Origin of the sequence: Pedobacter sp. Leaf216, from assembly GCF_001421515.1 — a bacterium.
In the GTDB taxonomy this organism is placed as follows: domain Bacteria; phylum Bacteroidota; class Bacteroidia; order Sphingobacteriales; family Sphingobacteriaceae; genus Pedobacter.
Map to the genome: position 1 here is coordinate 328,569 of NZ_LMKM01000012.1, position 26,043 is coordinate 354,611.

25 protein-coding genes are annotated in these 26,043 nt (G+C 36.7%); 15 read left to right on the forward strand and 10 right to left on the reverse strand.

Features of this window, described 5'->3' with window-relative positions; translation table 11 throughout:
• The first annotated feature begins 33 nt into the window (after positions 1 to 33).
• The 6 genes from ASE74_RS11205 to ASE74_RS11230 all read left to right on the forward strand — a co-directional run bounded on the left by ASE74_RS11205 (position 34) and on the right by ASE74_RS11230 (position 3,498).
• On the forward strand, positions 34 to 381 hold the full coding sequence (locus ASE74_RS11205) for a hypothetical protein (protein WP_157255404.1): 348 nt from the start codon (positions 34 to 36) through the stop codon (positions 379 to 381).
• A gap of 7 nt (positions 382 to 388) precedes the next feature.
• Positions 389 to 904, forward strand: coding sequence for a hypothetical protein (locus ASE74_RS11210; protein WP_055908666.1), 516 nt, complete (start codon positions 389 to 391; stop codon positions 902 to 904).
• Position 905: 1 nt separating this feature from the next.
• The gene (locus ASE74_RS11215) at positions 906 to 1,712 is read left to right on the forward strand and encodes a S1/P1 nuclease (protein ID WP_055908669.1); all 807 of its coding nucleotides are present in this window, start codon (positions 906 to 908) and stop codon (positions 1,710 to 1,712) included.
• A gap of 110 nt (positions 1,713 to 1,822) precedes the next feature.
• Entirely contained in the window at positions 1,823 to 2,254 is a 432-nt protein-coding gene (locus tag ASE74_RS11220) for a hypothetical protein (RefSeq protein ID WP_055908672.1), read from the forward strand.
• A 2-nt stretch (positions 2,255 to 2,256) separates the two neighbouring features.
• Positions 2,257 to 2,691, forward strand: a complete 435-nt coding sequence (locus tag ASE74_RS11225; RefSeq protein ID WP_055908675.1) for a low molecular weight protein-tyrosine-phosphatase — start codon at positions 2,257 to 2,259, stop codon at positions 2,689 to 2,691.
• A 39-nt stretch (positions 2,692 to 2,730) separates the two neighbouring features.
• The gene (locus tag ASE74_RS11230) at positions 2,731 to 3,498 is read left to right on the forward strand and encodes a ThuA domain-containing protein (protein ID WP_055908677.1); all 768 of its coding nucleotides are present in this window, start codon (positions 2,731 to 2,733) and stop codon (positions 3,496 to 3,498) included.
• A gap of 45 nt (positions 3,499 to 3,543) precedes the next feature.
• On the opposite strand, the gene ASE74_RS11235 is transcribed toward ASE74_RS11230, so the two are convergent.
• Positions 3,544 to 4,218 carry a hypothetical protein gene (locus ASE74_RS11235; protein ID WP_055908680.1) on the reverse strand — a complete coding sequence of 225 codons (675 nt, stop codon included), beginning with the start codon at positions 4,216 to 4,218 and terminating at the stop codon, positions 3,544 to 3,546.
• Positions 4,219 to 4,381: 163 nt separating this feature from the next.
• Between ASE74_RS11235 and ASE74_RS11240 the strand changes: the two genes are divergently transcribed.
• Positions 4,382 to 5,833, forward strand: a complete 1,452-nt coding sequence (locus ASE74_RS11240) for an alpha-L-fucosidase (RefSeq protein ID WP_055908682.1) — start codon at positions 4,382 to 4,384, stop codon at positions 5,831 to 5,833.
• A 2-nt stretch (positions 5,834 to 5,835) separates the two neighbouring features.
• On the opposite strand, the gene ASE74_RS11245 is transcribed toward ASE74_RS11240, so the two are convergent.
• The 3 genes from ASE74_RS11245 to ASE74_RS11255 all read right to left on the reverse strand — a co-directional run bounded on the left by ASE74_RS11245 (position 5,836) and on the right by ASE74_RS11255 (position 11,405).
• Positions 5,836 to 7,362: a rhomboid family intramembrane serine protease gene (locus ASE74_RS11245; RefSeq protein ID WP_055908685.1), complete on the reverse strand. Its 1,527-nt coding sequence runs from the start codon at positions 7,360 to 7,362 to the stop codon at positions 5,836 to 5,838.
• A gap of 6 nt (positions 7,363 to 7,368) precedes the next feature.
• Positions 7,369 to 8,118, reverse strand: a complete 750-nt coding sequence (locus ASE74_RS11250) for a bifunctional 2-polyprenyl-6-hydroxyphenol methylase/3-demethylubiquinol 3-O-methyltransferase UbiG (RefSeq protein WP_055908687.1) — start codon at positions 8,116 to 8,118, stop codon at positions 7,369 to 7,371.
• A gap of 98 nt (positions 8,119 to 8,216) precedes the next feature.
• Positions 8,217 to 11,405: a S41 family peptidase gene (locus tag ASE74_RS11255; protein WP_055908690.1), complete on the reverse strand. Its 3,189-nt coding sequence runs from the start codon at positions 11,403 to 11,405 to the stop codon at positions 8,217 to 8,219.
• A gap of 182 nt (positions 11,406 to 11,587) precedes the next feature.
• Between ASE74_RS11255 and ASE74_RS11260 the strand changes: the two genes are divergently transcribed.
• The 3 genes from ASE74_RS11260 to ASE74_RS11270 all read left to right on the forward strand — a co-directional run bounded on the left by ASE74_RS11260 (position 11,588) and on the right by ASE74_RS11270 (position 14,544).
• On the forward strand, positions 11,588 to 12,859 hold the full coding sequence (locus ASE74_RS11260) for a glycosyltransferase family 4 protein (RefSeq protein WP_055909485.1): 1,272 nt from the start codon (positions 11,588 to 11,590) through the stop codon (positions 12,857 to 12,859).
• Positions 12,860 to 13,014: 155 nt separating this feature from the next.
• On the forward strand, positions 13,015 to 13,761 hold the full coding sequence (locus tag ASE74_RS11265; RefSeq protein ID WP_055908692.1) for a glycosyltransferase family 2 protein: 747 nt from the start codon (positions 13,015 to 13,017) through the stop codon (positions 13,759 to 13,761).
• A gap of 222 nt (positions 13,762 to 13,983) precedes the next feature.
• Positions 13,984 to 14,544 carry a type 1 glutamine amidotransferase domain-containing protein gene (locus tag ASE74_RS11270; protein WP_055908696.1) on the forward strand — a complete coding sequence of 187 codons (561 nt, stop codon included), beginning with the start codon at positions 13,984 to 13,986 and terminating at the stop codon, positions 14,542 to 14,544.
• Positions 14,545 to 14,649: 105 nt separating this feature from the next.
• On the opposite strand, the gene ASE74_RS11275 is transcribed toward ASE74_RS11270, so the two are convergent.
• The 5 genes from ASE74_RS11275 to typA form a co-directional block, all read right to left on the reverse strand.
• Positions 14,650 to 15,693, reverse strand: a complete 1,044-nt coding sequence (locus ASE74_RS11275; protein WP_055908699.1) for a hypothetical protein — start codon at positions 15,691 to 15,693, stop codon at positions 14,650 to 14,652.
• Positions 15,694 to 15,789: 96 nt separating this feature from the next.
• Positions 15,790 to 16,980, reverse strand: coding sequence for a serine hydrolase (locus ASE74_RS11280; RefSeq protein WP_055908704.1), 1,191 nt, complete (start codon positions 16,978 to 16,980; stop codon positions 15,790 to 15,792).
• 41 nt (positions 16,981 to 17,021) lie between these two features.
• Positions 17,022 to 17,936, reverse strand: a complete 915-nt coding sequence (locus ASE74_RS11285; protein ID WP_055908707.1) for a lysophospholipid acyltransferase family protein — start codon at positions 17,934 to 17,936, stop codon at positions 17,022 to 17,024.
• A 91-nt stretch (positions 17,937 to 18,027) separates the two neighbouring features.
• Complete coding sequence (locus ASE74_RS11290) at positions 18,028 to 18,954, reverse strand: lysophospholipid acyltransferase family protein (protein WP_055908710.1); 927 nt, start codon at positions 18,952 to 18,954, stop codon at positions 18,028 to 18,030.
• 468 nt (positions 18,955 to 19,422) lie between these two features.
• A complete protein-coding gene (gene typA / locus ASE74_RS11295; RefSeq protein ID WP_055908713.1) occupies positions 19,423 to 21,228 on the reverse strand; it encodes a translational GTPase TypA in 1,806 nt (601 codons plus the stop codon).
• A gap of 219 nt (positions 21,229 to 21,447) precedes the next feature.
• On the opposite strand from typA, the gene ASE74_RS11300 reads away from it, so the two are divergent.
• Positions 21,448 to 21,807: a DUF4180 domain-containing protein gene (locus tag ASE74_RS11300; RefSeq protein WP_055908715.1), complete on the forward strand. Its 360-nt coding sequence runs from the start codon at positions 21,448 to 21,450 to the stop codon at positions 21,805 to 21,807.
• On the opposite strand, the gene ASE74_RS11305 is transcribed toward ASE74_RS11300, so the two are convergent.
• A complete protein-coding gene (locus ASE74_RS11305) occupies positions 21,804 to 22,259 on the reverse strand; it encodes a VOC family protein (protein ID WP_055908718.1) in 456 nt (151 codons plus the stop codon). The genes ASE74_RS11300 and ASE74_RS11305 overlap by 4 nt on opposite strands.
• A gap of 144 nt (positions 22,260 to 22,403) precedes the next feature.
• Between ASE74_RS11305 and ASE74_RS11310 the strand changes: the two genes are divergently transcribed.
• From ASE74_RS11310 to ASE74_RS11325, 4 genes are all read left to right on the forward strand, one after another.
• Entirely contained in the window at positions 22,404 to 22,820 is a 417-nt protein-coding gene (locus ASE74_RS11310) for a hypothetical protein (protein WP_055908723.1), read from the forward strand.
• Positions 22,821 to 22,879: 59 nt separating this feature from the next.
• On the forward strand, positions 22,880 to 23,575 hold the full coding sequence (locus ASE74_RS11315; RefSeq protein ID WP_055908726.1) for a TIGR02117 family protein: 696 nt from the start codon (positions 22,880 to 22,882) through the stop codon (positions 23,573 to 23,575).
• A gap of 114 nt (positions 23,576 to 23,689) precedes the next feature.
• Complete coding sequence (locus tag ASE74_RS11320) at positions 23,690 to 25,126, forward strand: MBOAT family protein (protein ID WP_055908729.1); 1,437 nt, start codon at positions 23,690 to 23,692, stop codon at positions 25,124 to 25,126.
• 4 nt (positions 25,127 to 25,130) lie between these two features.
• Positions 25,131 to 26,039 (forward strand): hypothetical protein, encoded by a 909-nt coding sequence (locus tag ASE74_RS11325; protein ID WP_157255405.1) that lies wholly within the window; start codon positions 25,131 to 25,133, stop codon positions 26,037 to 26,039.
• Positions 26,040 to 26,043: the final 4 nt, after the last annotated feature.

The following is a 26,043-nucleotide window of genomic DNA, read 5'->3' on the forward strand; positions in this document are numbered from 1 at the left end:
TAATCAATACCATTAATCAAAACAACTGGTAATATGAATTCAATATTCGCTACAATGATCAGTATGACATCGATCATTGCGCCATGTATTGTACTTGGGGCATGTTGCTATTTTTTATCAAAGAGAACGGTTGTTGAAGCTATTTTAATGACCATTGGGGCTGGAATGGGTTTAGTTATTAATGTGCTTTATCTTTTTATGCCAATGTTAACGAGCTATAAAAATATACCCTACACTGATATCTCTAAGTATTATACCGTAATTGGTATTTTTAATCTCATTGCCAGTCTTTGCTTTGCCATCGGTTTTTTAATACTGGTTACCAACACAGTTAAAAAGAATACTGATTTTACTAATCAATTTCCTAAAAGCATCGATTAACCATACAATGAACAAACTGCAGCCGGGTTTAAAGGGTTTTTACATCATCCTTTTTGCATTATCTATTTTTTATATTGCCTGTAGCCCTAGGCCTAACATACAGGGCAAGGGAGAAGATTTTATGCAGGGCGTATGGAACGAAGATTCGGTTGCCTTTAGCAATAAATTAAGCAATTATACCCAGCACCATTTTCGGTTTAGTTGCGATTCTGTTTACATCGATATGGTTACACACAGTAAAGTAAACCTTTACGAAGATTCGTGCTATCATAATGGCGTTTGGAAAGAATATGCAAAGGGTGTTTATGCCGTTAAAGGCGATACACTATTTGTTGGCGCAACCTTTACGCATGCCAATTACAAACAAAAAATATCGGGCTGTTACCGTATCGGTCGATATGAAAAGAATTTCCTGATTAAAAAGCATACCGCAGATACAATGTCGTTAGAAAGCTTAAGTGATCAGCGTGAAATCAAATTAATCCTCAAAGAAAAAATTACCTGCGTACAAAAAGAATTATAAAATGATTTTTACATCAATTAAAAAGAAACTAACCACAGCTTTAGCACTTGGTTTTTTAGCTTATTTTCCAATGCAAGCAAATGCATGGGGCACCATTGGCCACCGTGTAGTTGGTGAAATTGCCGATAGCTATTTAAAGGCCAAAACGCGCAAAGCCATTCAAGGTATTTTAGGTTACGAAACTTTGGCCATGAGTGCCAATTGGGGCGATTTTATTAAATCGGATTCTACCTACAATTACATGTATAACTGGCACTTTGTTAATCTTCCTGCCGGATTGGATAAAAATGGTGTATACAACTTCCTATCTACCGAAAAAGCACCAAGCCTTTACACTAAAATACCTGATCTTATTGCTGTTTTAAAGAAAACAAGCAGTACAGCCGCCGAAAAAAAACTCGCTCTACGCATGTTAGTGCATTTGGCAGGCGATTTATGCCAACCTATGCACGTTGCCCGTAAAGAAGATTTAGGTGGTAACCGTGTTTCTGTTTTGTGGTTTAATGAAAAATCTAATATCCATCGCGTTTGGGATGAGCAGTTAATTGAATATCAGCAGTTAAGTTATACCGAATATGCAAAGGCAATTAATCATGCTTCTGCAATTCAGCTTTATAACTGGCAAAACACAAGCTTAAAAGATTGCATTTATGAATCGTATGGCATTTGCAATAAAATTTACGATAACACAAAACCCGATTCGAAATTGAGCTACCGCTATAACTTTGAATGGGTGGAAACGTTAAACGATCAACTTTTAAAAGGCGGCGTACGCTTAGCCAAAATGTTAAACGACATTTACGGGTAAACCATTTTGATAAGATTTTAATGCCTCAACGCCAAAAAGCTTGAGGCATTTTTTGTTTCTTGTAGCATATTAATCGTTACTTTCGTTAAAGGGGTATAAACTAAAACGCTATGAAAAAATTAATGTTTATATTACTGGTTCTTTTCTCCCTTTCCTGCAAAAAAAGCCAAAAAGAAGATCCCATTACTAAACTAAAATGGGTATTGGAAACTGCTATTGTTTCTCCAGCTTTAAACATAAGAGGCGAATTGGTTAGCGATTATAAGAAATTGGAAGGGAATGATGGCTGTTTATCCAACAACTTTACCCTAACATTTCTACCTAACGGCACCTATCGGCAATCTTCTACCGGATCGCTATGCGATATGGTAGAAAATGATGAAAATCAAAAGTGGAGAAGATCAGGTGAGCAGATCATTTTAGGCCACAGTCCCAATACTGAAAATATTTGCACCATTAATGGTAACAAATTAACTTATACATTGGTAAATTCGCCAGGAATATTTTATTCCAAAGTGGTATATACTTTTAAAGCACAATAATATTGAAAATTTTAATGGTTTGCCTGGGCAATATCTGCCGTTCGCCATTGGCTGAGGGCATTATGCGCCATCTGGCAGATAAAAGCTCTTTAAACTGGGAAATTGCTTCTGCCGGCACAGGCAACTGGCATATTGGTAGTGCACCTGATCATAGGAGTATTGCTGCGGCCAAAGCACTAGGTTACGATATCAGTAAACAACGTGCGCAGCAGTTTAACCATTCTATGTTCGGTTATTACGACCTGATTTTAGTTATGGACCATAATAATCTCGCTGATGTAATAAGCCTCGCCAAAACCCCTGAAGAAAGAAAAAAAGTTAAACTTTTTCTTGATAACAACGAAGTTACAGACCCATATTGGGATAATGCGCTTTTTAGCCCCGTTTGCAAACAGGTAGAGGAAAGATGTATGGAAATTATCAAACAACTTTCTTAAATTTAAAATTCATAATCAAACACTAACCAAGTCTGCAAAATGAAAAAGTACCTTTCCCTCTGTTTATTAATTGCATCCGTTTTTTTACTACAAAGCTTTACCACAGCAAAAAAACAGGCAAGAGTTTTAGTTTTTTCTAAAACCAAAGGCTTTAGGCATAACTCCATTGAAACCGGAAAAGAAGTAATACAAAAATTAGGGCTTGCTCATCATTTTGATATTGATACCACCGAAAATGCTGATGCATTTACTGAAGACAACCTTAAAAAATATGCTGCTGTAATTTTTTTAAGCACTACCGGTGATGTTTTAGACAGCAAACAGCAAATAGCTTTCGAAAGATACATCCAGGCAGGTGGAGGTTATGTAGGCATCCACGCGGCTACCGATACAGAGTATGATTGGCCTTGGTATGGTAAATTGGCGGGAGCTTATTTTATCAGTCACCCAGCCGTACAAGAAGCAAAATTTATTATTAAAGACAAAAAACATCCCGCTACTAAATTCCTTACTGATTCGGTTTGGATGAGAAAAGATGAATTGTATAATTTTAAAGATATCAATCCAGATATTAAAGTACTGATTACCTTAGACGAGAAATCGTATACAGGTGGTAAAAACGGCGATTTTCACCCATTTAGCTGGTACCACAGTTTCGATGGCGGAAGAGCATTTTATACAGGTATGGGCCATACCAAAGAAGGCTGGGCCGACGAAAAATTTCAGAACCATTTATGGGGAGGAATTGAATACGCAATTGGCAGCCAGAAAAAATTAAACTACAGTAAAGCGCATTCTAAATTTTAAGTAATCATTGCACTTGTTGATTCATCATAAATAAGTGCAATCGTTTTATGTTTGTCGTTTCTTGTAATTAACCAAATAAATATAATTCAACATACAGAACGAAGCCACTGCACCAAAGGTATGCCACAAAAAGTGGGTACCGATGCTCAATATATCCCATTTATCGGCAATACGAAAAGTGAGTGCAAATACAAAAGCAACCAAGGCAAAACCAACCCATTTACCATTTTTCCATTCTGTTTTAATGAGGTAGCCAAACACAGGGAATAAAACAAGTGCTGCCATAAAAGCATAGTTGATGTTGATAAAAATCTGAAAATCACCGTTACTGAAAAGCCGCCTTACATAAAACTGAAATAAGGCATACACTGCTACAATTAAAGCGGCGAAGTACCATTTTGTAAGTTTGGATAAAAAATAAATCCCCGCAGATAAACACAACAGCATTATAGGCATCCAGTCCATCATAATAAATATTGGCCAGCGCCTTAAGCCATGGTAAGTAGTGCCTCCTATCCCTCCAATATATAGCAATACCAACGCAATGCTGAGAAAAGTGTGCTGTTTAAAATTCCCCCAGAGTTTTATCGTCCAGTAAACGGCAATGGCCAAAAACAAGCAACTTGTTAGGGTATTAAACGGTTCGGGAAAAAGCTGGCTCAAATTGGTTTCGGTGTACATTGTACCGCCATCGGGAGGGTTTTGATTTAAAGCGCTCATGATAAGTTAACGTATACTAAAATTAAATGTTTCATGGTTCAGTGTAACGATGAAGATGTAAAAATAATTTCGCATCTACATTTCCGGCAGATTAAATATCAATTAACCTATACTTCAAAAATCGTATTTATTTGTACTTTAGTTTTAGCTAAGCTATACCATTATGAGCAAATTATTAATTGTTTTTTTATTCCTATCTACCAGTATTTATGCCCAATCACCTCCTAAACCTTATGGTGCAGTGCCATCGAAAAGGCAATTGGCCTGGCATGATATAGAGGTATATGGCTTAATTCATTTTACACCCACTACCTTCGAAAATAAGGAATGGGGCTTTGGTGATGCCGATCCGAAAACTTTTAATCCAACCGATTTTAATGCCGATCAGATTATTAAAGCAGCAAAGGCAGGCGGGTTAAGAGGGATTATTTTAGTGGCTAAACACCATGATGGCTTTGCGCTGTGGCCAACCAAAACCACTGAATATAACATTAGTAAAAGCCCATTTAGAGCAGGGAAAGGAAATTTAGTTAAAGAAGTAGAGCAGGCTGTACGTAAAAACGGTTTAAAATTTGGTGTGTATTGCTCGCCATGGGACAGGAATAATGCGCTTTATGGCACCGATAAATACCTTGCCATTTATCAGGCGCAATTAAAGGAACTCTACAGCAATTTTGGTGAGCTTTTTATGAGCTGGCATGATGGTGCCAATGGTGGCGAGGGATATTATGGCGGCGCAAAAGAAAAACGATCTATTGATAATACCACGTACTACGATTGGAAAAATACCTGGGCAATTACACGGAAAATGCAGCCAATGGCAAATATTTTTAGCGATATTGGTTTGGATATCCGCTGGGTTGGCAATGAAGACGGTAATGCTTCAGTAACCTCATGGGCCACTTTTACACCAATGGCACCTGATGGAAAAAGTGCAGCCGTACCTGGCCAGGCAAATTACCCGCAAAGCCCCGAAGGAATTAGAAATGGTAAATTCTGGATGCCGGCCGAATGCGATGTTCCCTTGAGAAAAGGCTGGTTTTATCACCCTAATGAAAAACCAAAAACACCAGAAGCTTTATTCGACCTATATTTAAAAAGCGTTGGCCGTGGTGCAGGATTAGACCTCGGTTTAGCACCCGATACCCGTGGGCAGCTGCACAACGATGATGTTGCTGCACTAAAAACGTTTGGCGACATGGTGAAACATACTTTTGAGCATAATCTGGCTAAAAATGCATCAATCAAAGCAAGCAATAGTCGGGGTAAAAAGTATAATGCGGCTAACCTGCTTGATGGCAAAAAGGATAGTTACTGGGCCACACAAGATAATGCCCATAAGGCAAACATAGAACTGGATTTAAAAGCAGCCAAAACCTTTGATATCATTAGCCTGCAAGAATTTATTGCTTTAGGGCAACGAATTGAAGCTTACACTATTGAAGTACTTGTAAATAACACCTGGAAAAAAGTTTACGATGGTACTAGCATCGGCGCAAAACGCTTAATTAAATTGGAGAGTCCTGTTACAACTAATAAAGTAAAAATAAATATTACCAAATCTCCGGTTTGTATTACGCTAAGTGAAATTGGGTTGTACAAAAAAGCAGTTTAAACTTAATCTGGTTTGTAAAGGATTTCGAAAACTTGTGCCAGTGCATTAGAAGTCTGTTTGCTATAGCGATAAGTGCTATCGGCCTTAATATCTCTGTACATCAGCATTACGGCACGATGGGATGCTTTACTCAGTTTAATTTTTTCCTCTCGTTCTTTAGCATCTTCAGGCTTTAAATTTAAGGCCTGCATTTGTTTAATTACAACAAGGTTCCTTTCCATCGGTATAATGCCATCCTGCTTAATAGAGGTAAGCTTTACATCCTTTGGTAAGGAAATCTTTAAATTCATAATGCTGTTAAGCGAGCCCATATTACCGTTAAAAGTATCCCTTAATTTGCGGTACTCTTCAGTTCCATACTTTGGGCTAAAATAAAGCACTCCGCTAAAAAACAGCAGAAATAAAAGTACTGAAACTGCATACCTTGCCCAGCTTTTAATTTCAAAACTTTCATCCCATTTATAGTTAAGCAAATAGGTAAAAATAAAACCTGAAATAAAACCGCCAACATGTGCGGCATTATCTACTCTTTTGCCAAATGCACCATTTAGGAGTACCAGTAAGGAGACAATTAAGGTACTCATTAATAATGCTTTCGTTGCTTTACGTTCAAAAGATTTAGTAATCAATAAAGCAATAAAAGCGCCATATAAGCCCATTATAGCTCCTGAAGCGCCCATCATCACTCCTTCCTGATGAAAAATTAAACTCACCAAGCCGCCACAAATGCCGCTCACCAAATAAATAAAGAGGTATTTTTTCCAGCCCAGTTTATTTTCGATCATTAAACCCAGATAAACCAGGGCATACATATTAAAAAACAAGTGCGATTTAGATCCGTGAATAAACTGATAGGTAATTAAACGCCAGTATTCGCCGCCCAGCACAAGATTACGCTGATTAACCCCAAAATTTAATGAAATCCTTCTTATTTCCTCAATATAATCATCATGAGAAGCACTCCCGGTTTTTAATGATAGATTGATCATTAATACGGCCGAAAAAAGGAAAATTGCTACATAATAAAAAACATTGATCAGGACAACGATCGGCGTTGCGGTATAACCTTTTTGGGGGAAGAACAGGAAGAAAACATTTTTGATCTTATTTTTTGTTGCCAAAGGGGCCTTTTCAAAATAATGATCATCCTGCGTTGCTATAAGCTGGTGAAATTTAGACAAACTTTCTTCCCAAACATCTTTAAGATGAAACTCAACATATTCAAATTCATGAAAGAACTTTTCGAGGTTTAAGTCGTTCTTGCCATAATCATTAAAAAGCATCTGGATACCCACACACTCACTCTTTACTACAGCGAAATTTCCATGGATGCGGATTGATATTTCTTCACTATAGGATTGGAAAGATATTGGTGTGTAAGCAATTAGCCCGCTTTCAGACACATGACTAAGGCTCCAACCCAGATTTTCGATCACCTGCCTGGCAACAATTAAATATTTATCTGCCGGAAAATCGGCCAAAGGAATATATTTTTCAATTTTAGGCGAGTAACCCCAACTTACAGACATAGCGCGTTAATTTTTCTTCGCCACTAATATAATATAAGGTGATAGATTTTTGCTTTCGAAAGGGATAATCTTTGTAAATACTTTACCTGTTAACCAAACTGCTTTTTTAAATAAACGAACACCTGCAGATTTTTGGCTTTCATTCTCCAACCATACGCTAAAACGACCAAAATACCCCGATTTTACCTCACTGAGACCAGCTTGCTCACATATTGATTTCAATAACGCGGGATCCATGCTATCGATATTATGTTTGTCGTAGTTTTCTTTATCAAAATTCTTTTGAAACCAACCGTTAACCGCTTTAAAATTTGGCAATGTAATAAATAATGTGCCTCCTGGTTTTACAAAGGCAATGTGGCGGTTAATTATATCGGCAGTATCATTAAAATGTTCAATTAAACCACAGCTTAACACAAGATCGTACTGTTTTTTGGGCGTGTAGTTAAAAAGGTCGGTTTCGACGATATGGATATCACTTTCAGTTAAATTATTTTTCTCTAAAAGCTCGTTTACAACAGGTGGATGCACAAAATAATCTAAAAGCGTAACATCAAGCTTAAAGTATTTTTTTAGGAATACGGCATAATAACCCGGGAAACCACCCAACTCAATGGCAGTTTTAACATTATTCTTTTGAATAACATCAGCCAGTTGCAGGTGAAATAAATAGTTTGAAGGTAACTGAACCGCTAGTCCTTTTTTACTTTCCCAATAATTTACCCAAAAAGCCCTGTCGGTTAATAAATTTGCCATGTTTTAAATAATTCCAATCCCAAAGAAACGGAAAAAAATGGTTAATTGTTAAAAGTGGTTAACTGTTTAAACTGTGAAAATGCGTTAAAAGCATATGCTTACTTCAAATCTTTCAAAATTTCAGCTACTGCTCTTTCCAGTTGAGGATCTTTATCTGCCAGGCGGTCTTCAAAAGTATTTTTTACAAAAATATCTGGTTTAACACCTTCCTTTTCGATATTCTTGCCATCCATAGTATAACAACCCCAGGATGGTAAACGGTATGAAGAACCATCAACCAAACCTTTAGCTGAAGTAAAAATAATCCATCTGTAGGTTTCTGTGCCAATAATTTTACCCAATTTTAATTGTTTAAAACCCGCAGCAGTCATTTCTGCATCACTTAAAGATTGCTCATTAACCAACAGCACAATTGGCTTAGCCGCCGGACCAAAATTACTTTGCGGAGCCAATTTGCCACCACGGTATTTCCATTGGAGGTACAGCCGCTGAGAAAGAAATTTCAGCACATCATCATGTACATTTCCCCCGGTATTGTAACGCAGATCGAGAATAATAGCCTCTTTATTTTCTTCCTGTGCAACCATATCCAAAAGAAAAGTTTCCAATTCGCCACCGCTCATATTTTTCATATAAGAATAGGCAATTCGGTTATTGCTCCATTTATCAACATTTTTATGGTTTCGACTAATCCATTCATCATAAAGATTTCCCCTCAAAGTACCCGAACTTTCTGGATGTAAATTAACAAATACATCCTTTCCATTACGTTTAAAGGTTAAGGTAATCTCTTTATCTAACGATGGCTTACTAAAATAATAATCGCGGTCTATTTTTTCATCCACCTTAACACCATTCACTTCTGTTAAAATATCTCCTGGTAAAATATTCGTTCCGTTACGTGCAGCATTACTTTTTGCAGCCACACGTACAACCTTTAACGGGTTTTCGTTATCAAAAATAATCCCTGTTTCATTGGTGGTATAATTCAGATTTTTTCGTTCTTCTGCACCAGTACTATTAAAACCCATGTGCGAAGAATTCAACTCGCCCAACATATCATTTAATAAAATTCTAAGGTCGCTCCGGTTATTTACATAAGGCAAATAAGCAGCATAACGCGTTCTCATTTTATCCCAATCAACACCATGGAATTTTTCATCATAGAAATTCTCATCCAAACCCACCCAGGTTTCGAAAAACATCTGGTTAAATTCTGCATTCAGATTTCTCGTAAATTTATAGTCGTGGTCTACCCGATCAAGTTTATTGCCTTCTAACGAGTACTTGTTAATTGTACCCCGCGATAAGACGTAAAATTTATCACCTGCTGAGATAATTGAATAATCGCCACCATCGGCCACCTTTTCGGTTTTATTGGCTTCGAAAGGCTCAATGGTAGTCCGGTAAAGCCCGGGAGCACCCCCTTCGTGGTTAGAGGAATAAAACACATAGGTTTTATCCCCTTTGGCAAAGGCATCAGTTCCGTATTGGCCACCAAAAGCCGGACCAACCAGTTCAATGCGATCCAGAATATTCTGGGTATTAATTGTGATGATATTTGCCGGCTTTGGTGTTGGTTTTACCTCTGTTTTCTTTTTAGCAGTATCTGCTTTTGCTTTTTTAGTATTGGATATTGCAGGCTTAACTTCAGTTGGGGCAGGCTTGGTTTCTTTAAATAAATCATCAAATTTATCAGAGCGGTAAGCTTCATCATAATTATCCAATGCCATCCTGTAAATATGTGCATTGGCCATTCCTGTTGGATAAGATGGCTTGGTGCGTGCACTTGTAAAAAAGATATATTTTCCGTCTGGCGACCAGGCAGGCCCGGTTTCGGTAACACCGGTATTGGTTAAATTAATGGTTTTATCGCCTTTAATGTTGTGTACCATGATATCCTGTTCAAAGTTTCGATAAACGGTAAATAGTACATATTCATCATTAGGTGAAAAACTTGGTGCAGCATTTTGCAAAGCCCAAAACTCATCGGTTACTAAGGTTTTAGCTTCGAAAGTTTTAAGGTTCATCAGTTTAAGCTCATTTCTACCGCTCAGATACACGGCCATGGTTTTGGTTTTATTCAGTGTAACATCGCGCACATTTGCTTTATCTTTCGTAAGCTGTTTTACCGATCCTTTTCCATCACCGGTAATGGTAAACCAGTTTTGATAGCCGTTAGCGGTTTCGCTGAATAATATTGTTTTGTTATCTGCAAGCCACTTACATTCGAGTGCCCGTTCGCCGCTATTGGTAATTTTCCGGATAAACTTTCCGTCAGCATCACTTACAAATACCTCACCCCGAGAAACAAAGGCCATTTTTTTACCATCGGTGGATACGTCAAATGCTGAGATATTTCCGCGTACTTCATACTCCTGCTCTTTACTCAAAACCTGGTTGCGGGATGTGCTGATATTCACCCTTTCTGCCTTTTTTGAGGTTACATCATAAGTATACAATTGATAATCCTTTTCAAAAACAACGGTGGTTCCATTGGCCGATACAAAAGGACGTTTAATTGATGTATCAAAATTAGTAAGTCCGGTTTTTTTACCTCCAATAAACGTGTAAAGATTGTATTCTTCATTGCCTTCATCCGATACGAAAAATATGTTGCCTTTTTGATCGATGCTCGTCCAGAAATCTTTTCCGATATAATCGGTATAGCGTTTATAACTTTTTGATTTTGGATTATACGATTGAATATCAGGATTATATGCCCCTTTATAATGTTTGCGGTTTGCAAATCGATAACTTTCCCAGGTATCGTTAAAAAACAGCTCACCATCAGGCGATTCGGCAATATGATGAGTGGTATTAAAATAATTATCGAACAACCGTTTGGCTGTACCTCCAGTTACACTCACTTTATAGCTTGAAAAAGAATTGTATCGGCCGGAAGTAAAATAGATCGTTTTCGAATCCCAGCTCCAGTTGTCCACTTCATCCGCAGCATCATTAAAAATGAGTTGTTTAATGTCGCCACCCGTTAAAGGCATCACATACACATCATAATTGCCAAACTGATTGGATGAAAAAGCCATCCATTTGCCATCGGGAGATATTTTAGGGTTAATTTCTTCGCCCTGCATCGCTGTAACCCTTGCCGCTACACCACCTTTTACAGGTACTTTCCAAATATCACCATCATAGCTGAATACTATTGTTTGTGCATCGGGCGTTAAAGCAGGGTATGCCGCGAAATACGTTTGATTTTGAGCAAAAGAATGAACTGGCAACAAAAACGCCAGTGTTGCAAGCGATTTTAACAGGGATTTGATCATGATTTATTTTGTTTGGCTTTGATGCATGAACCCGGCTTGTTTAAAATAATCATTCATTTCAGACATGATTATTTTAAACATCAAAGGCTCCATCCTACAATTAAAAAGCAATAAAAAATATTAGGATGAAATTACACAACAGATTTTATATTCGTAAACAATAAAATGTATTTTTGATTGATTTGAAAGTTGTACACCTAAATACCTATGATGGAAATGGCGGAGCAGGGCGGGCCTGTTTGCGCTTAAGTGACGCCCTAAAGGCCAATGGTATCGATTCAAAAGTATTGGTTTACTACAAATTTGGCCAAAACCCAAAAATAGATACTTTTAGCAATTCGCCTTTCCAAAAAGCAAAAGCCATTTATAACATTTTATCCGAAAGGTATTACGCCAAATGGCTAAGTAAATCGGTAAAAACACCCTTTAGTTTACAGTGGTTTGGCCGTTCGGTAATTAACCATCCCGATGTTAAAAATGCCGATATTATTCATTTACATTGGGTAAACCACGGTTTTCTTAACCCAAAATTTTTGGCGCAGCTTGATGAACTGGAAAAACCAATTGTATGGACATTTCATGATAGTAATGCCTTTACAGGTGGATGCCACGTGCGTTATGGTTGCGAAAACTTTCATCAACAATGTGGCAATTGCCCGATTTTGAAAATTAGCGGCAAAGATGATATTTCGCACAAAACTTGGCTACGCAAGCAAAAAGCTTATAGCGCATTAAACTTTCACATTGTTGCACCAAGCAAATGGATGGCTGCTTCAATAAAATTTAGCAGTTTACTGGGCACCAGAAAAGCCACAGTAATTCCAAATACCATTGAAACAAAAATTTTTAAACCCTACGTTAAATCAGAAGCTAAAAAAATCCTGAAAATTAATCCGGATAAATTTGTGCTGATGAGCGGATTTATGCCCTCAAAAAATGATAAACACAAAGGAACGCCTTACTTAATTGAAGCGTTAGAAATTTTATCCCGAAGGGCTGGAATACAGAAAGAAAATATCGAAATTGTGATCTTCGGCAATAAAGAAAATGCCGAAATGCCAGAATTCCCATTTAAAACCACTTTTTTAGGCACTATTAATAAAGATGACCATTTAGCCAAATGTTACTCTGCTGCAGATGCTTTTATTACCCCTTCATTAGAAGATAACCTGCCGAATACTGTGATGGAAAGTTTATCATGTGCTACACCTGTTGTTGCTTTTACCACAGGTGGTATTCCGGATATGGTTAAACACATGCAAAACGGTTATCTGGCCGAATATCAGAATGCAGAGGACCTGGCAAATGGAATTGAATGGCTTTACCACCGCCCAAATAAAGAAGAAATACAAAAAGCAGCAAGGCTAAGCATTTTAACTGATTTCTCTGAAGAAGTAATTGCGGCAGAACATATTCATTTGTACGAAACATTGATTGATTTACAGCCGAAATAATTTTAATAGCTATAGAAAAACAGCATTCACGGAAAATATTTAGATAGACTAGAGCAGGTTTTGACGCAAAATGTTTACCCAATTTCATTTCCACATTGAAAGAGAAAAATTGAGTAATCTTTATTAAATTTACTCCAATCCAAAAAAGCCATCCCTTGCCAAAGCTAACAGTCATCACTATTGTATACAATAACGTTCGCGATATCGAACGTACTCTCCAATCTGTTCTTAACCAAACATATAAAAAAATTGAATATATTGTAATCGACGGAGCATCAACAGATGGCACTTTACAGGTTGTTCAGCGTTATAAGAATCAGCTTACCAAAATTGTATCGGAGCCCGATAAGGGTATTTATGATGCCATGAACAAGGGGCTGGCATTAGCTACAGGCGATTATGTTTTATTTATGAACTCAGGAGATGAGATTTATGATAACCATACCGTAGAAGATGTTTTTGCATCGGCTCCAGGTGCCGACATTTATTACGGCGAAACTGAAATGTACAACGACAACTGGGAAAACCTGGGCCGAAGAAGGCATGAAGCACCAGAAAAATTCGATTGGACCAGTTTTAAATATGGCATGAATATAAGCCATCAGGCGATTTATATCAGAAGAAGCATTATTACGCCTTATGATTTAACTTATAAATACAGCTCAGATATTGATTGGATTATAAAAGCAGCAAAAAAAGCATCTAATATTGTAAATGTTCACCGCTATGTAGCCAAATACCTGGTAGGCGGCATGAGCAAGAAAAAACACCGTGAGAGCCTAAAAGAACGGTTTAAAATATTCACCAAATATTATGGCCTAATTCCTAATATTTTTAACCACATCGTTATTGCTAGTAATCTGGCCTTATATTTTGTTAAGCACCGTAGAACGAATGACTAATATTTGTCCGTCATTCTAAACTTGTTTCAGAATCTGTCAGGCTTGAAAATAGGCAGAACTAATATCCTAAACTAGGTTAACTATTATCTCTTAAAAAAGATGCTGAAACAAGTTCAGTACAACGATCCGGCTAGGCATATCTTCTCCCTAATCTCAAATTTATAAAAACAATAATTTTCCTCAACTGTCTTTAATACATCACCTATTAAAAATTTAAAGATTATGGGACAATTAAGTAACCGCACTATTGCTGTACTTTCAGAAAGCGGATTTGAAGAAGTAGAATTAACCGAACCAGTTAAAAGGTTAAAAGAAGAAGGAGCTACCGTTCACATTATCTCCTCAAAAAGTGGAAAAATTAAAGCTTGGGATCAAGATCACTGGTCGATCGAAGTAGATGTAGATAAAACTCTTTCTGAAGCAAATGCAGAGGATTATCATGGTTTGCTTTTACCTGGCGGCGTAATTAACCCTGATCAGTTACGTGTTAATGAAGATGCAATTGCTTTTGTAAAAACATTTTTTGCTGATGGAAAACCTGTAGCAGCAATTTGCCACGGACCACAGACATTAATTAATGCTGATGTAGTTCAGGGTAGAAAAATGACATCCGTGAAAAATATTTCACAGGATTTGATCAATGCCGGAGCCATTTGGTCTGATGAAGAAGTTGTGGTAGACCAAGGTTTTGTAACCAGCCGCACACCAAAAGATTTACCTGCTTTTAACGATAAAATTGTAGAGGAATTTGCCGAAGGTGTTCATGAAGGGCAACACGCCTAAAAATTTTGGACGCTCTTTCTAGATTCACTCAAAAACGGTTGGCAAAATTGCCAGCCGTTTTTATTTTTATTTCTGTGTTCCAGAAGATATTACCTTCTGAACCATCTATAATTTAACTTGCCTGATAATATTCTTAATATTCAATTCAATAATATCGGTCATGGTTTTACAACGCAGGTAATTCGTATCCTTAAAATAATCACTCATACTTTGTTTTAGCAAAGCGATGTTCTCAGGGGTGGTTAATTCTTCTTTATTCGAAACATCTCTTAAATCGGTTAACCGGTGCCTTTCACTCCGTACTCGGTGCACAATCGATGATCTTTCTTCCTGTTGATATTGCAGCACCGTTTTTTCTGTTAACTGTTCCATGCTCATTTTTACATAAGGCAGGTTCTCCTTAAAAAACTGGGGCAGATATACCTTTAAATTTCCCTCATAAAATTGCTGGTCAAAATCAATTGCACGGATCCTGAATTGAATATCATCAAAATCAGGCGTAATCTGTACCACAAAATTATAGGCCCGCATGTCGCCCAAAAGCATAATTAAACAACGCTCGTTAAACTTTACAAACTCTTTTGCAATACGGGTAGGGTTAAATTCAGGAGTATACAGCTGGCCTTTTGTAAAAACATCACCCGGAATTCCTGCAATGTGTTCCTCAACCAAAGTATTTCCATCAACAAGATAATTTACCTGGTTTGGCGAAAGAATTTCTTCCATTTCCAGGCCATAAATACGCGAGGCATCGGCTTTCTTGATATAAAAATAATCGTAAACATCATTTAAACGGTTTACAATGCGGATACGGAAAGGATGGGTATTTCCGAAGGTACAATATTCAATTTTATCAATGTACTTGTGCTCTACAATTCGCAGGTTTCCTGAAGCTTTTAGGTTGGCGTAAATTTCTTTCAAACCATCATGTAAGGTTTCAATTAAGTCTTGCGCATAGATAGGGCCTTCCCAAAGTGAATCTTTACCAAACTTATCCATTAAAGGAAAAGCCTCGTTGAACTGCATTAAATCATTGTAACCGATAGGTAGTTTTGCTTCACGCTGGTAAGTGCGCAAATATTTTTGCAAAGCAGGTGTAACCGGAAAAATCGGCTTCTTTTTTGAAATTTTTACATCATTGTTTTCCATGTAGAGGCAATTTACCATTTTAAAAATTTAACCGCAAAGGCCGCGAAGTTTTACGCGAAGAAGTAAAAGAAAAAAACAGTAGTGCGTGCTTTGCGGTTAAAACTTGGGATAACTAAATGGCAAACCGCTTAAATACCTGCTGATTTTACGGTAAGGATAATTGCCAGCACCGTGATCTGCAAACTGTACAATTATGGTATTTGTTTTAGGATCTATATATAACCTTTGCCCAAGCATCCCCTCTGCCGAGTAATCACCATTTTCTCCTTCCTGCGGAATCCACCAGAGATAATGATGTGCAGACTTTTGCCAACCTTTGGCAGAGGCAGGTATTTCTTTACCGATATTGATTGATTGATTAACCCAACGCTCCGGTACCACCTGTTTGCCATTGTATCTGCCTTTATTTAAAAATAATCGCCCAATTTTTGCAAAATCAATGCCCGTAACCTGAAAACGGCTTGCGGTATTTGTTAAACCATCAACCTGATCTAAACCCCAGGTAGCATTATACTCTGCGCCAATTTTTTGCCAAACATTCGCCTCAAAGTATTGCGCTACCGATTTCCCAGTTGCATTTTTTAAAACCCAGCCTAACAAAATCGGGTCAATGCTCTTGTATTTCCAAACTGTGCCGGGTTTATTTGCCAGCTTAACTTTCATCAGCTGTGCTTTCATATCATCCGTATAATAATACTTGGCCTCATCCGAAAAAAATGCTTTCACAATTCCACCCAAGGCATCCTGAAATTCCAGTCCGGATTTCATATCCAGAAGATTTTTTAACGTAACCTGCTCAAAAGCTGGATTCGATTCTAATTCGGGAATGTATCTGGTTACTTTATCATTTAAATTTTTAATTGAACCATCTTCTAAAGCTTGACCAATCATAATGGAAATTATACTTTTAGCTCCAGAAAATATACTTGTTAGCGTGCTATCGCTATATCCATTATGATACCTTTCGTATAGCACACTATCGTTCCTGATCACCATAAAAAGATTGATTTCTCCGTTTTTTATATATTCTTTTAAAGGAATAGATCGATTGTCACCATCCAAAACATGGAGAGTATCTAAGTCATCACGTTGCTTACCAGTTCTGATAAAATGAAAAATGGAGTCACTTTTATGCGAAACTTCCTGAGGAAAGATTTTATACGTTTCTGCATTTGGAGTTCTATACTTTATAACATTTAATAAATAAGGCTTCCAAAGGAATAATACGAACAGCGAGAAGAAAAAAGTATAGATTAAGATTAAAAGCGTTTTTTTTAAGATCTTCATTAGATAGGCGTTGTACAGGCAAATATAAAATATTTAGGTATTTATGCCTGCTTAGCCAATTGATTTATTGCAAAAGAATTTGCATTTTTAGGCTGATATTTCCACCTTTTATGGCTCCACAACCAATACTCGGGCCTGGCCTTGATCATTTCTTCCAAAAAACGGGTATGCATTTCTGTAATTTCAAATTCAGCAGTTCCGGCCGGATTTAAACAGAGCGGTATACAATCTACACTATAAAAGCCCCGTTTAAGTACATTGATTTTAAAATAAAATATTGGCTGATTGGTTCTTTTAGCAATTTTTTCTATACCCAATTGAACAGAACTCGGCTGATTCATAAAAGTTGTCCAATAATGTGATTCATCTTTTGAAGGTGCCTGATCGTTCCCAAAACTAAATATGCTCGGCTTATCTTTGCTCGCCTGTAAAGCCCTCATAGTTTGGCGCATGGCAATTAATTTATTTCCGAATTTACTGCGCACTTTTTTAAACCAGTTGTCGAAAGTAGGATTAGTTAATGGCTTATAAATTGGATAATGATCTACATTAAAATTAAGTCCAATACCCAAAGTACCCCATTCCCAGTTGCCATAATGTGCAGCACAGATCAATACGCTTTGACCCCGATCCAAGTATTTTTGAACTTGCTCCTTGTTGTGAAATATAAAACGCTTTTCTATTTCCTCTTTCGAAATACTTTTCATCTTAATAACTTCGAAAACCAAAGAAGACAGATAGCGGTAAAAACGTTTTTCTATAGTGAAAATTTCCTTTAAGGCCTTATTAGGAAGTGCCTTTAATAAATTTGTTCTCACTACTTTGCGGCGATAGCCGAAAACAAAATACAGCAGTAAGTAAGCGCCATCAGCCAACACGTATAATACAGATAATGGAAGCAAAGATAATACGCCTAAAAAAAATATCCCCAGATGGGAAATCCCCTTTTTAATCATACCAGAATAAGTTGAAATGCTAATTTAAAAAGCAAGCCAAAAAATTATGCCATGAAAATGTTAGTTTTCCAGATAAGACAAAAAGATGAATTTACGCAATTGCATCCATCATATTTTCATCCTTTTGGATGATTGCAGAAATTTTTGGTTCAGGTTTGTACTTCCATCTGCGGTGGCTCCACAACCAATAAGCAGGCGCTTCTTTTATCATATCCTCTAAGAAATGTGTATGCATTTCGGTGATTTCGAATTCGGCAGTTTCAGAAGGATTTAAGCAGATCGGCACACAATCTACCTCATAATAACCTCTTTTTAAATGGTTTATCTTTAAATAAAAAACCGGACGATTGGTTTTCCTGGCGATTTTCTCTACCCCTAACTGAATCGATGATTCTTGATTTAAAAAAGTTGTCCAATAATTCGATTCCTCTCTTCCAGGGGCCTGGTCGCTACCAAAAGTAAACATGGTTGGTTTATTTTTGCTGGATTGAATAGCCCGTAACGTTTGACGCATGGATACCATATGGTTACCAAATTTACTCCTCATGGTCAAAAACCAATTATCAAAAACATCACTGCTCAGTGGCTTATAAATTGGGTAGTGTTCGCCCGAGAAGTTTAAGCCTATGGCCATACAAACCCACTCATAATTTCCATAATGGGAAGAGCAAAAAAGTACACTCTCGTTGTTTTTAAGATAAGCCTCTACCAGATCCTTATTTTTAAACCTTACTCTTTTATTCAGCTCATTTTTAGAAATACTTTTCATTTTGATCACTTCGATAAAAAGAGACGACAAAAATTTATAAAATCGCTTTTCTATTGCATAAATCTCAGCGGTATTTTTTTCGGGGAATGCATTATTGAGATTTTCTTTGACTACTTTTCTTCTATAACCAAAAACATAAAATATCAATACATAAAAAGCATCTGCCAGTAGGTATAAAATAAATAATGGCAATAGCGAGAGCATATTTAATAAAAATATACCCGCTTTGGATAACCCTTTATTAATCATGATGTGGGATAATTAGTTTGCTTTTATAAATGCAAAATTACAGTCACAGTTAAAATCAATTGCCATCAAACTGTTAGTTTTTTATTCCTACAAGTTTTATGAAAAAACCATGACAAAAAACGACTGTTTTGATTAAAAACTGCTTATTAACAGGCACTTATCTACTGTTATTGCTTAGCTTAATAGCATCCAAACTTATTTATCGGCCCACATTTTTATAACCTTCTTGTTATGGTATTCGCTGATTTATCAAAGGGGATTTAACGAAAGAAGAACCAAAATTAAAAAATCGACAGTAATTGATTTCCTAAATATTTATGCTGGTAGCTCAGAAATATTTAACCCCTATAATTAACAACCTCATCGCTGCTTTACTACAAATTATCAATGCCAAAACTATTAAACGCAAAAAAGCCCCGATTTACATCGAGGCTTTAATTAGCTATATTTTAAGTCTCCTTTAAGAGATTAAGCAAATTGCTTTCCTTTAACTTTACGTTCTTGCTCAGTTAAATAGATTTTACGTAAACGCATGCTGGCAGGTGTAACCTCGATATACTCATCAGCCTGGATGTACTCCATAGCCTCTTCTAAAGAGAATTTAATTGCTGGTGCAATACGGGTATTATCATCAGTACCAGAAGCACGCATGTTGGTTAAAGCTTTACCTTTTACCACGTTTACCACTAAATCGTTATCACGGATGTGCTCACCCATAATCTGACCTTCGTAAACATCAGTTCCCGGATCAACAAAGAAACGACCTCTATCCTGTAATTTATCAATTGAATAAGCAGTAGTTTGTCCTTTTTCCATTGAAACCAATACTCCGTTCAAACGACCAGGGATTGTACCTTTCCAAGGCTCGTAAGCTTTAAAACGGTGTGCCATAATTGCCTCACCAGCAGTAGCAGTTAATACGTTGTTACGCAAACCGATAATACCACGAGAAGGGATTTCGAATTCTAAGTGCTGTAAATCGCCTTTTGGCTCCATAATTAACAACTCACCTTTACGCTGAGTTACCAATTCAATTACTTTACCAGAAACTTCACCCGGAACATCAACAATTAGTGTTTCAATTGGCTCATGTTTTTTACCATCGATTTCTTTAACGATAACCTGTGGCTGACCAACCTGAATTTCGTAACCTTCACGACGCATGGTTTCGATTAGTACTGATAAGTGGAGAATACCACGACCGTAAACCAACCATGAATCTGGAGATGCTGTTTCAACAACTTTTAAAGCTAAGTTTTTCTCAGTTTCTTTGATCAAACGTTCTTTAATACGTTGAGAAGTTACCAATTTACCTTCTTTACCGAAAAATGGAGAGTTGTTAATGGTAAACAACATATTCATTGTAGGCTCATCGATGCTGATTACAGGTAGTTGTTCTGGTGCTTCAAAATCAGCGATAGTATCACCAATATCAAATCCATCAATACCTACAACTGCACAAATATCACCTGAACTTACTTCTGTGGTACGGATTTTTCCTAAGCCTTCGAATGTATATAGTTCTTTTACTCTTGTTTTTACAACTTTACCATCGCGTTTAATTAAAGTAACCGGTTGGTTTTCTTTAATTGTACCACGGTGAACACGACCAATTGCAATACGACCTACGAAAGATGAATAATCCAATGAGGTGATTTGCATCTGTAAAGTACCGTCGTTAATTGGTGCTGGTGGAATGTTAGCCACAACTGCATCTAATAAAGCAAAAATATCAGTAGTTGGTTTTTGCCAGTCGGTACTCATCCATCCTTGTTTAGATGAACCGTAAATTACAGGGAAGTCTAATTGCTCTTCTGTAGCTTCAAGGTTAAAGAACAATTCGAAAATCTGCTCATAAACCTCTTCTGGGCGACAGTTTTCTTTATCCACTTTGTTTACTACCACAATCGGTTTTAAACCAAGCGCTAAAGCTTTTTGCGTTACGAAACGCGTTTGAGGCATTGCACCTTCAAAAGCATCGCAAAGTAAAAGTACACCATCTGCCATTTTCAAAACACGCTCTACCTCACCGCCGAAATCCGCGTGACCAGGAGTGTCAATAATATTAATTTTTACGTCTTTGTATTGAACCGAAACGTTTTTAGATACAATCGTGATACCACGTTCGCGTTCTAAATCGTTGTTATCCAATATCAAATCTCCTGTTTGTTCGTTGTCACGAAAAATAGAACAAGAATGTAAAATCTTATCAACCAAAGTAGTTTTGCCGTGGTCAACGTGTGCTATAATAGCTATATTTCTAATCTTTTGCATAAAATGCGCCTCAAATTTGGCGCAAAGATAGTGTTTTGAAATGGATTTTCTACTATATCTCTCACTATTTAATATGATGATAATGTTGTAATTATCTCATTTTTAAATGGAACGAAAAGCAATACTTTTTTTATTTCCCAAATGATCTTTTGCAAAAACTTCTTCAAAATATTAAACTTAATTTAGCATAGCAAAACACCTATCCATATTCGAAAACAAATGAAAATTATACCCCATACCGTAAAAGATATTCAAATTGTTGAAGTAACTTCAGAAGAATTAATTATTAAGCACGCAGAAGATGGATTAGACTTATTGGGCAACCTATATTACCAGGGATTTGACAAAATAATTATCCATCAACAAAACATTATACCTGCTTTTTTTGATCTTAAAAACGGAATGGCAGGAGAAATTCTTCAGAAGTTTTCAAATTATCGGGTACGCTTAACCATTATTGGCGATTTTAGCGCATACCAGAGCAAAAGCATTAAAGATTTTATTTACGAAAGCAATAAAGGTAACCACATTAACTTTCTAAGTTCAACCGCCGAGGCTTTATCGAAACTTGCTGGTTAATCATTTGCTAATGCCAACCAATCCTTGTACGAAATTACACCCAAACCTGGCCTTGCCGCCCCTTCTAAAATGGCAATAAACTCCAATGCATGCCCGTCAGGATCATTAAAATAAATAGCCAAAGCTGGCATCCAGGCAAAAACCATCGGTTCGTGATTGCCATTGTTGAGAAAATTATAGGGCTTTAGGTTTTTAGATTCCAAAAAACCGACAGATTTGTTTAGCACATCATCCACATCGCAGCTAAAAGCAAAATGCCTGATATCAATCTCATTCTTTGGCTTTTCCCAAATCCCCAGCATAGCCTCTTTCGGCTTGCCGATCCAGAAAAAAGCAATTTTGCGTTTCTCTTCATAATGGCATTGCGTTAAACCCAAAACATTGCTGTAAAAATTTATCGATCTTGCCAAATCTTCAACATATATATGCGTTTCAAATAATCCTTTTATCATATTATGAAGGTAGATATAAGTTGTAGCCCCAAAAAATCATGTTTATCGATATACTTATCGACAAAATTGATAGCACCACATTAATTTTATTTCTAGCTTTATTGAATAAGCCAGCTGTTTATAGAAAGTTTTAATTTATGCCTGATGAAAGTTTTTAAAACCCTAGCATTTATAATTATTGCCAGTTTTATTTTAATAGTTTCTCCTGCTTACGTTTTCGCACAGAAAGCATTTGAATATGAATACTATGTAGGTAAAACCAAAGATATGACCATTAAGCTTTCCTTGGCAGATGGTTATATTGCAGCCAGCGAAATTAGAACCGTTGGTTTTAAAAGCAAAAAAACTTCCCTGTTTTTAACCGAAACAGGTTATGAACAAGCTGGCCTGAAAATGAAATTTTACCACGACTCCGCTTCACAAAAAGAATTTCCTGATTATTTTATCGTTGATAACATTAGAGATGCCTACGAGCAGTTGCCGAAAGAAATGCACGGCGAATATTATTTTAAAAACGAGGTAATTGCCTTTACCTTAAAAATTTCAGCAGGCCATCGTTAGGGAATCAATCAACATTGTGTATATTAATGGCATAGATTGAGAAGTTTATATTAAAAAGTATGCCTAAAAAGATTCTCCGCTATACCCGCAATTCGCTTTTTATACTGATAGGTTTTATCCTGTTTTACTTTCTCTGCGCCTTTTGTTTCTCCCGGATAACCATCAATAAAAACCCGGCAAACAAAAAGGAAATTGCCATTTATATCATGACGAATGGTGTACATACAGATATCATCGTTCCGGCAGTTACCCAAGAAATTAACTGGACAAAAGAAATCAGTTATAAGAATACGCTGGAAGCCGATAGCACGTACCAATACCTGGCTATGGGTTGGGGAGATAAAAAATTCTACCTCGAAACACCCGAGTTTTCGGATCTAAAACTCAGTAATGGGCTTAGGGCTATTTCTGGCTTAAGCACTTCTGCAATGCACACTACTTATTACCAAAATGTACAGATAGATGTGAACTGTAGAAAAATCCTAATCAGCAAAGCGCAATACAAACAGCTCATTAATTACATCTTAGCGAGTTTTAAAAAAAATGACGCTGGGCATTTAATCAATGTCAAATCAAACATCCATTACGATATCGGTGATGCTTTTTATGAAGCAAAAGGAAGTTATAGCATTTTTAAAACCTGTAATACCTGGGCAAATGCAGCATTAAAATCATGCGGACAAAAAAGTTGCCTGTGGACCATTTTTGACACCGGTATTTTTCTGAAATACAATGATAAAGATTACGTAAAATAGTTACACAGCATACTTTACACCTTTAAACAATTAGCCGTACAACTTTTAATAAGGTATTAACCAGATAGCTTAAAGCATTAATTTTATTCCTAAAAGAAGTATAATTTTAACGCCATGCTGTTTAACTCCTTTAGCTTTGCGGTTTTCTTACCAATTATTTTTGTGCTGTACTGGGCATTAGGAAAAGAACGCTTAAAAGCCCAGAACCTATTATTGTTGGCTGCAAGCTATTTCTTTTATACCTGCTGGGATTGGCGTTTCCTATTTCTGCTCATCTTCTCTACCCTATTGGATTATTTTACAGGTTTAAAGATGGCCGAAAGCAAAAATAGCAAGTCTAAAAAATTTTGGTTCTGGTTAAGCATCTCGATTAATCTGGGTTTTTTGGGTGTGTTTAAGTATTATAATTTCTTTGCAGATTCTTTTGCCGAAGCCATTGCCAATTTTGGCCTTCAGGTAAACCCATGGACGCTAAAAGTGATTTTGCCAGTCGGGATTTCTTTTTATACTTTTCATGGTTTATCTTACGTTATCGACATTTACAAAAACCGGATAACCGCAGAGAAAAACTTTGTTGATTATTCATTATTTGTGAGTTTTTTCCCTTTACTGGTAGCCGGGCCAATTGAACGGGCAACACATTTGCTTCCTCAAATAAAAAAGGAACGATCGTTTGATTACAGTAAAGCAATTGACGGTTTAAGACAGATTTTATGGGGATTATTTAAAAAAATTGTGATTGCAGATCAATGTGCCAATTATGCAAATTTAATTTTCAACCATTCTGCAGATTATTCAGGAAGTACATTATTGCTTGGTGCCATCTTTTTTGCCTTTCAGATTTATGGTGATTTTTCCGGTTATTCTGATATCGCCCTCGGTACAGCAAGGTTATTTGGGATAGAACTGCTGAGGAATTTTGCTTACCCTTATTTCTCCAGAGATATTGCCGAATTTTGGCGCAGGTGGCACATTTCACTATCTACATGGTTTAGAGATTATTTATATATCCCCCTGGGAGGAAGCAAAGGCGGCACCTGGATAAAAATACGGAACACTTTTATCATCTTTTTGGTAAGTGGTTTCTGGCATGGTGCAAACTGGACATTCATAATCTGGGGACTGCTGAACGCACTCTACATTATGCCTTCGATTATTTTTAATACCAACCGATCAAACCTTGATACTGTTGCGCAAGGGCGGACGTTTCCAAGCTTAAAAGAATTTATTTCAATGATATTAACATTTGCGTTAACTGTTTTTGCCTGGATATTTTTCAGGGCAAATTCAGTTCAACATGCATTTAATATCCTATCATCAATTGGTTCCGAATCATTTTTCAGCCTTCCAGAAATACTGCCTGTTAAATTATTCCTTTTACTGGCCTTATTTATCCTGATAGAATGGAATGGCAGGATGGAACAATACGCCATATCAAAATTTGCTTTATCGTGGCCAAAACCGATAAGATGGGGCATTTATTATGGCTTTGTATTGGCGATTTTCTTTTTTGCCGGAGCAGAACAGCAATTTATTTACTTTCAATTTTAACGTTATGAAAAAATTGATTAAATATATAAGCGTTTTCCTCCTTCCGATCATTTTAATGGGTTTTATTTTTGAACTACTGATCAGAAGAATTCCAAACGATTATGAATACAAAAAAAATTACCTCGATCACCATGCGGAGGAAGTAAATACCTTATTTCTGGGCAGTTCTCATGTTTATTATGGTATTGATCCTAAATATATCAAATCGAGTTTCAACGCGAGTTATATTTCACAGTCATTCGATTACGACCTCGAAATATTAAGGAAATATGAGCATAAGTGGAAAAGCTTGAAATATATTGTTATTCCGGTGGATTATTTTTCATTTTACGGCCGTTTAGAAAACAGCCCGGAAGCCTGGCGGGCAAAAAATTACCGCATTTATTACGATATCAACACCGATCATAAGATTTTCAATGGTACAGAAATGCTAAGCAACAAACTCGGCGTTAATCTAACTCATCTTTACAGTTATTACCTCAAAGGTGAAAATGATATCAGTTGCAGTAATTTAGGCTGGGGATGGAGCTATAAGGCAGTAAAACATAAAAATCTAATTAAAAGCGGTACAGCAGCAGCAGCAAGGCATACAGCAAAAAATAACCTTCAATATGCTGCCAACCTACATTTATTGGATGAAATAATTGCATTTGGTGAGCAAAAACACATCAAAATTTTATTATTTACAAGTCCGGCGTATAAATCTTATGTATCACATTTGAGTAAACAGCAATTAAATGCCACACTTTCTACCATCAAAAAATTAAACAGTGCGCATCAAACCATCAAATACTATAACCTATTGCAAGATAGCACGTTCCAGGCACAAGATTTTTACGATGGAGATCATTTGAATGAAATCGGCGCAAAAAAGCTGAGTTTAAAAATGAATGTTCTTTTGGGGAAAATCTAAATTA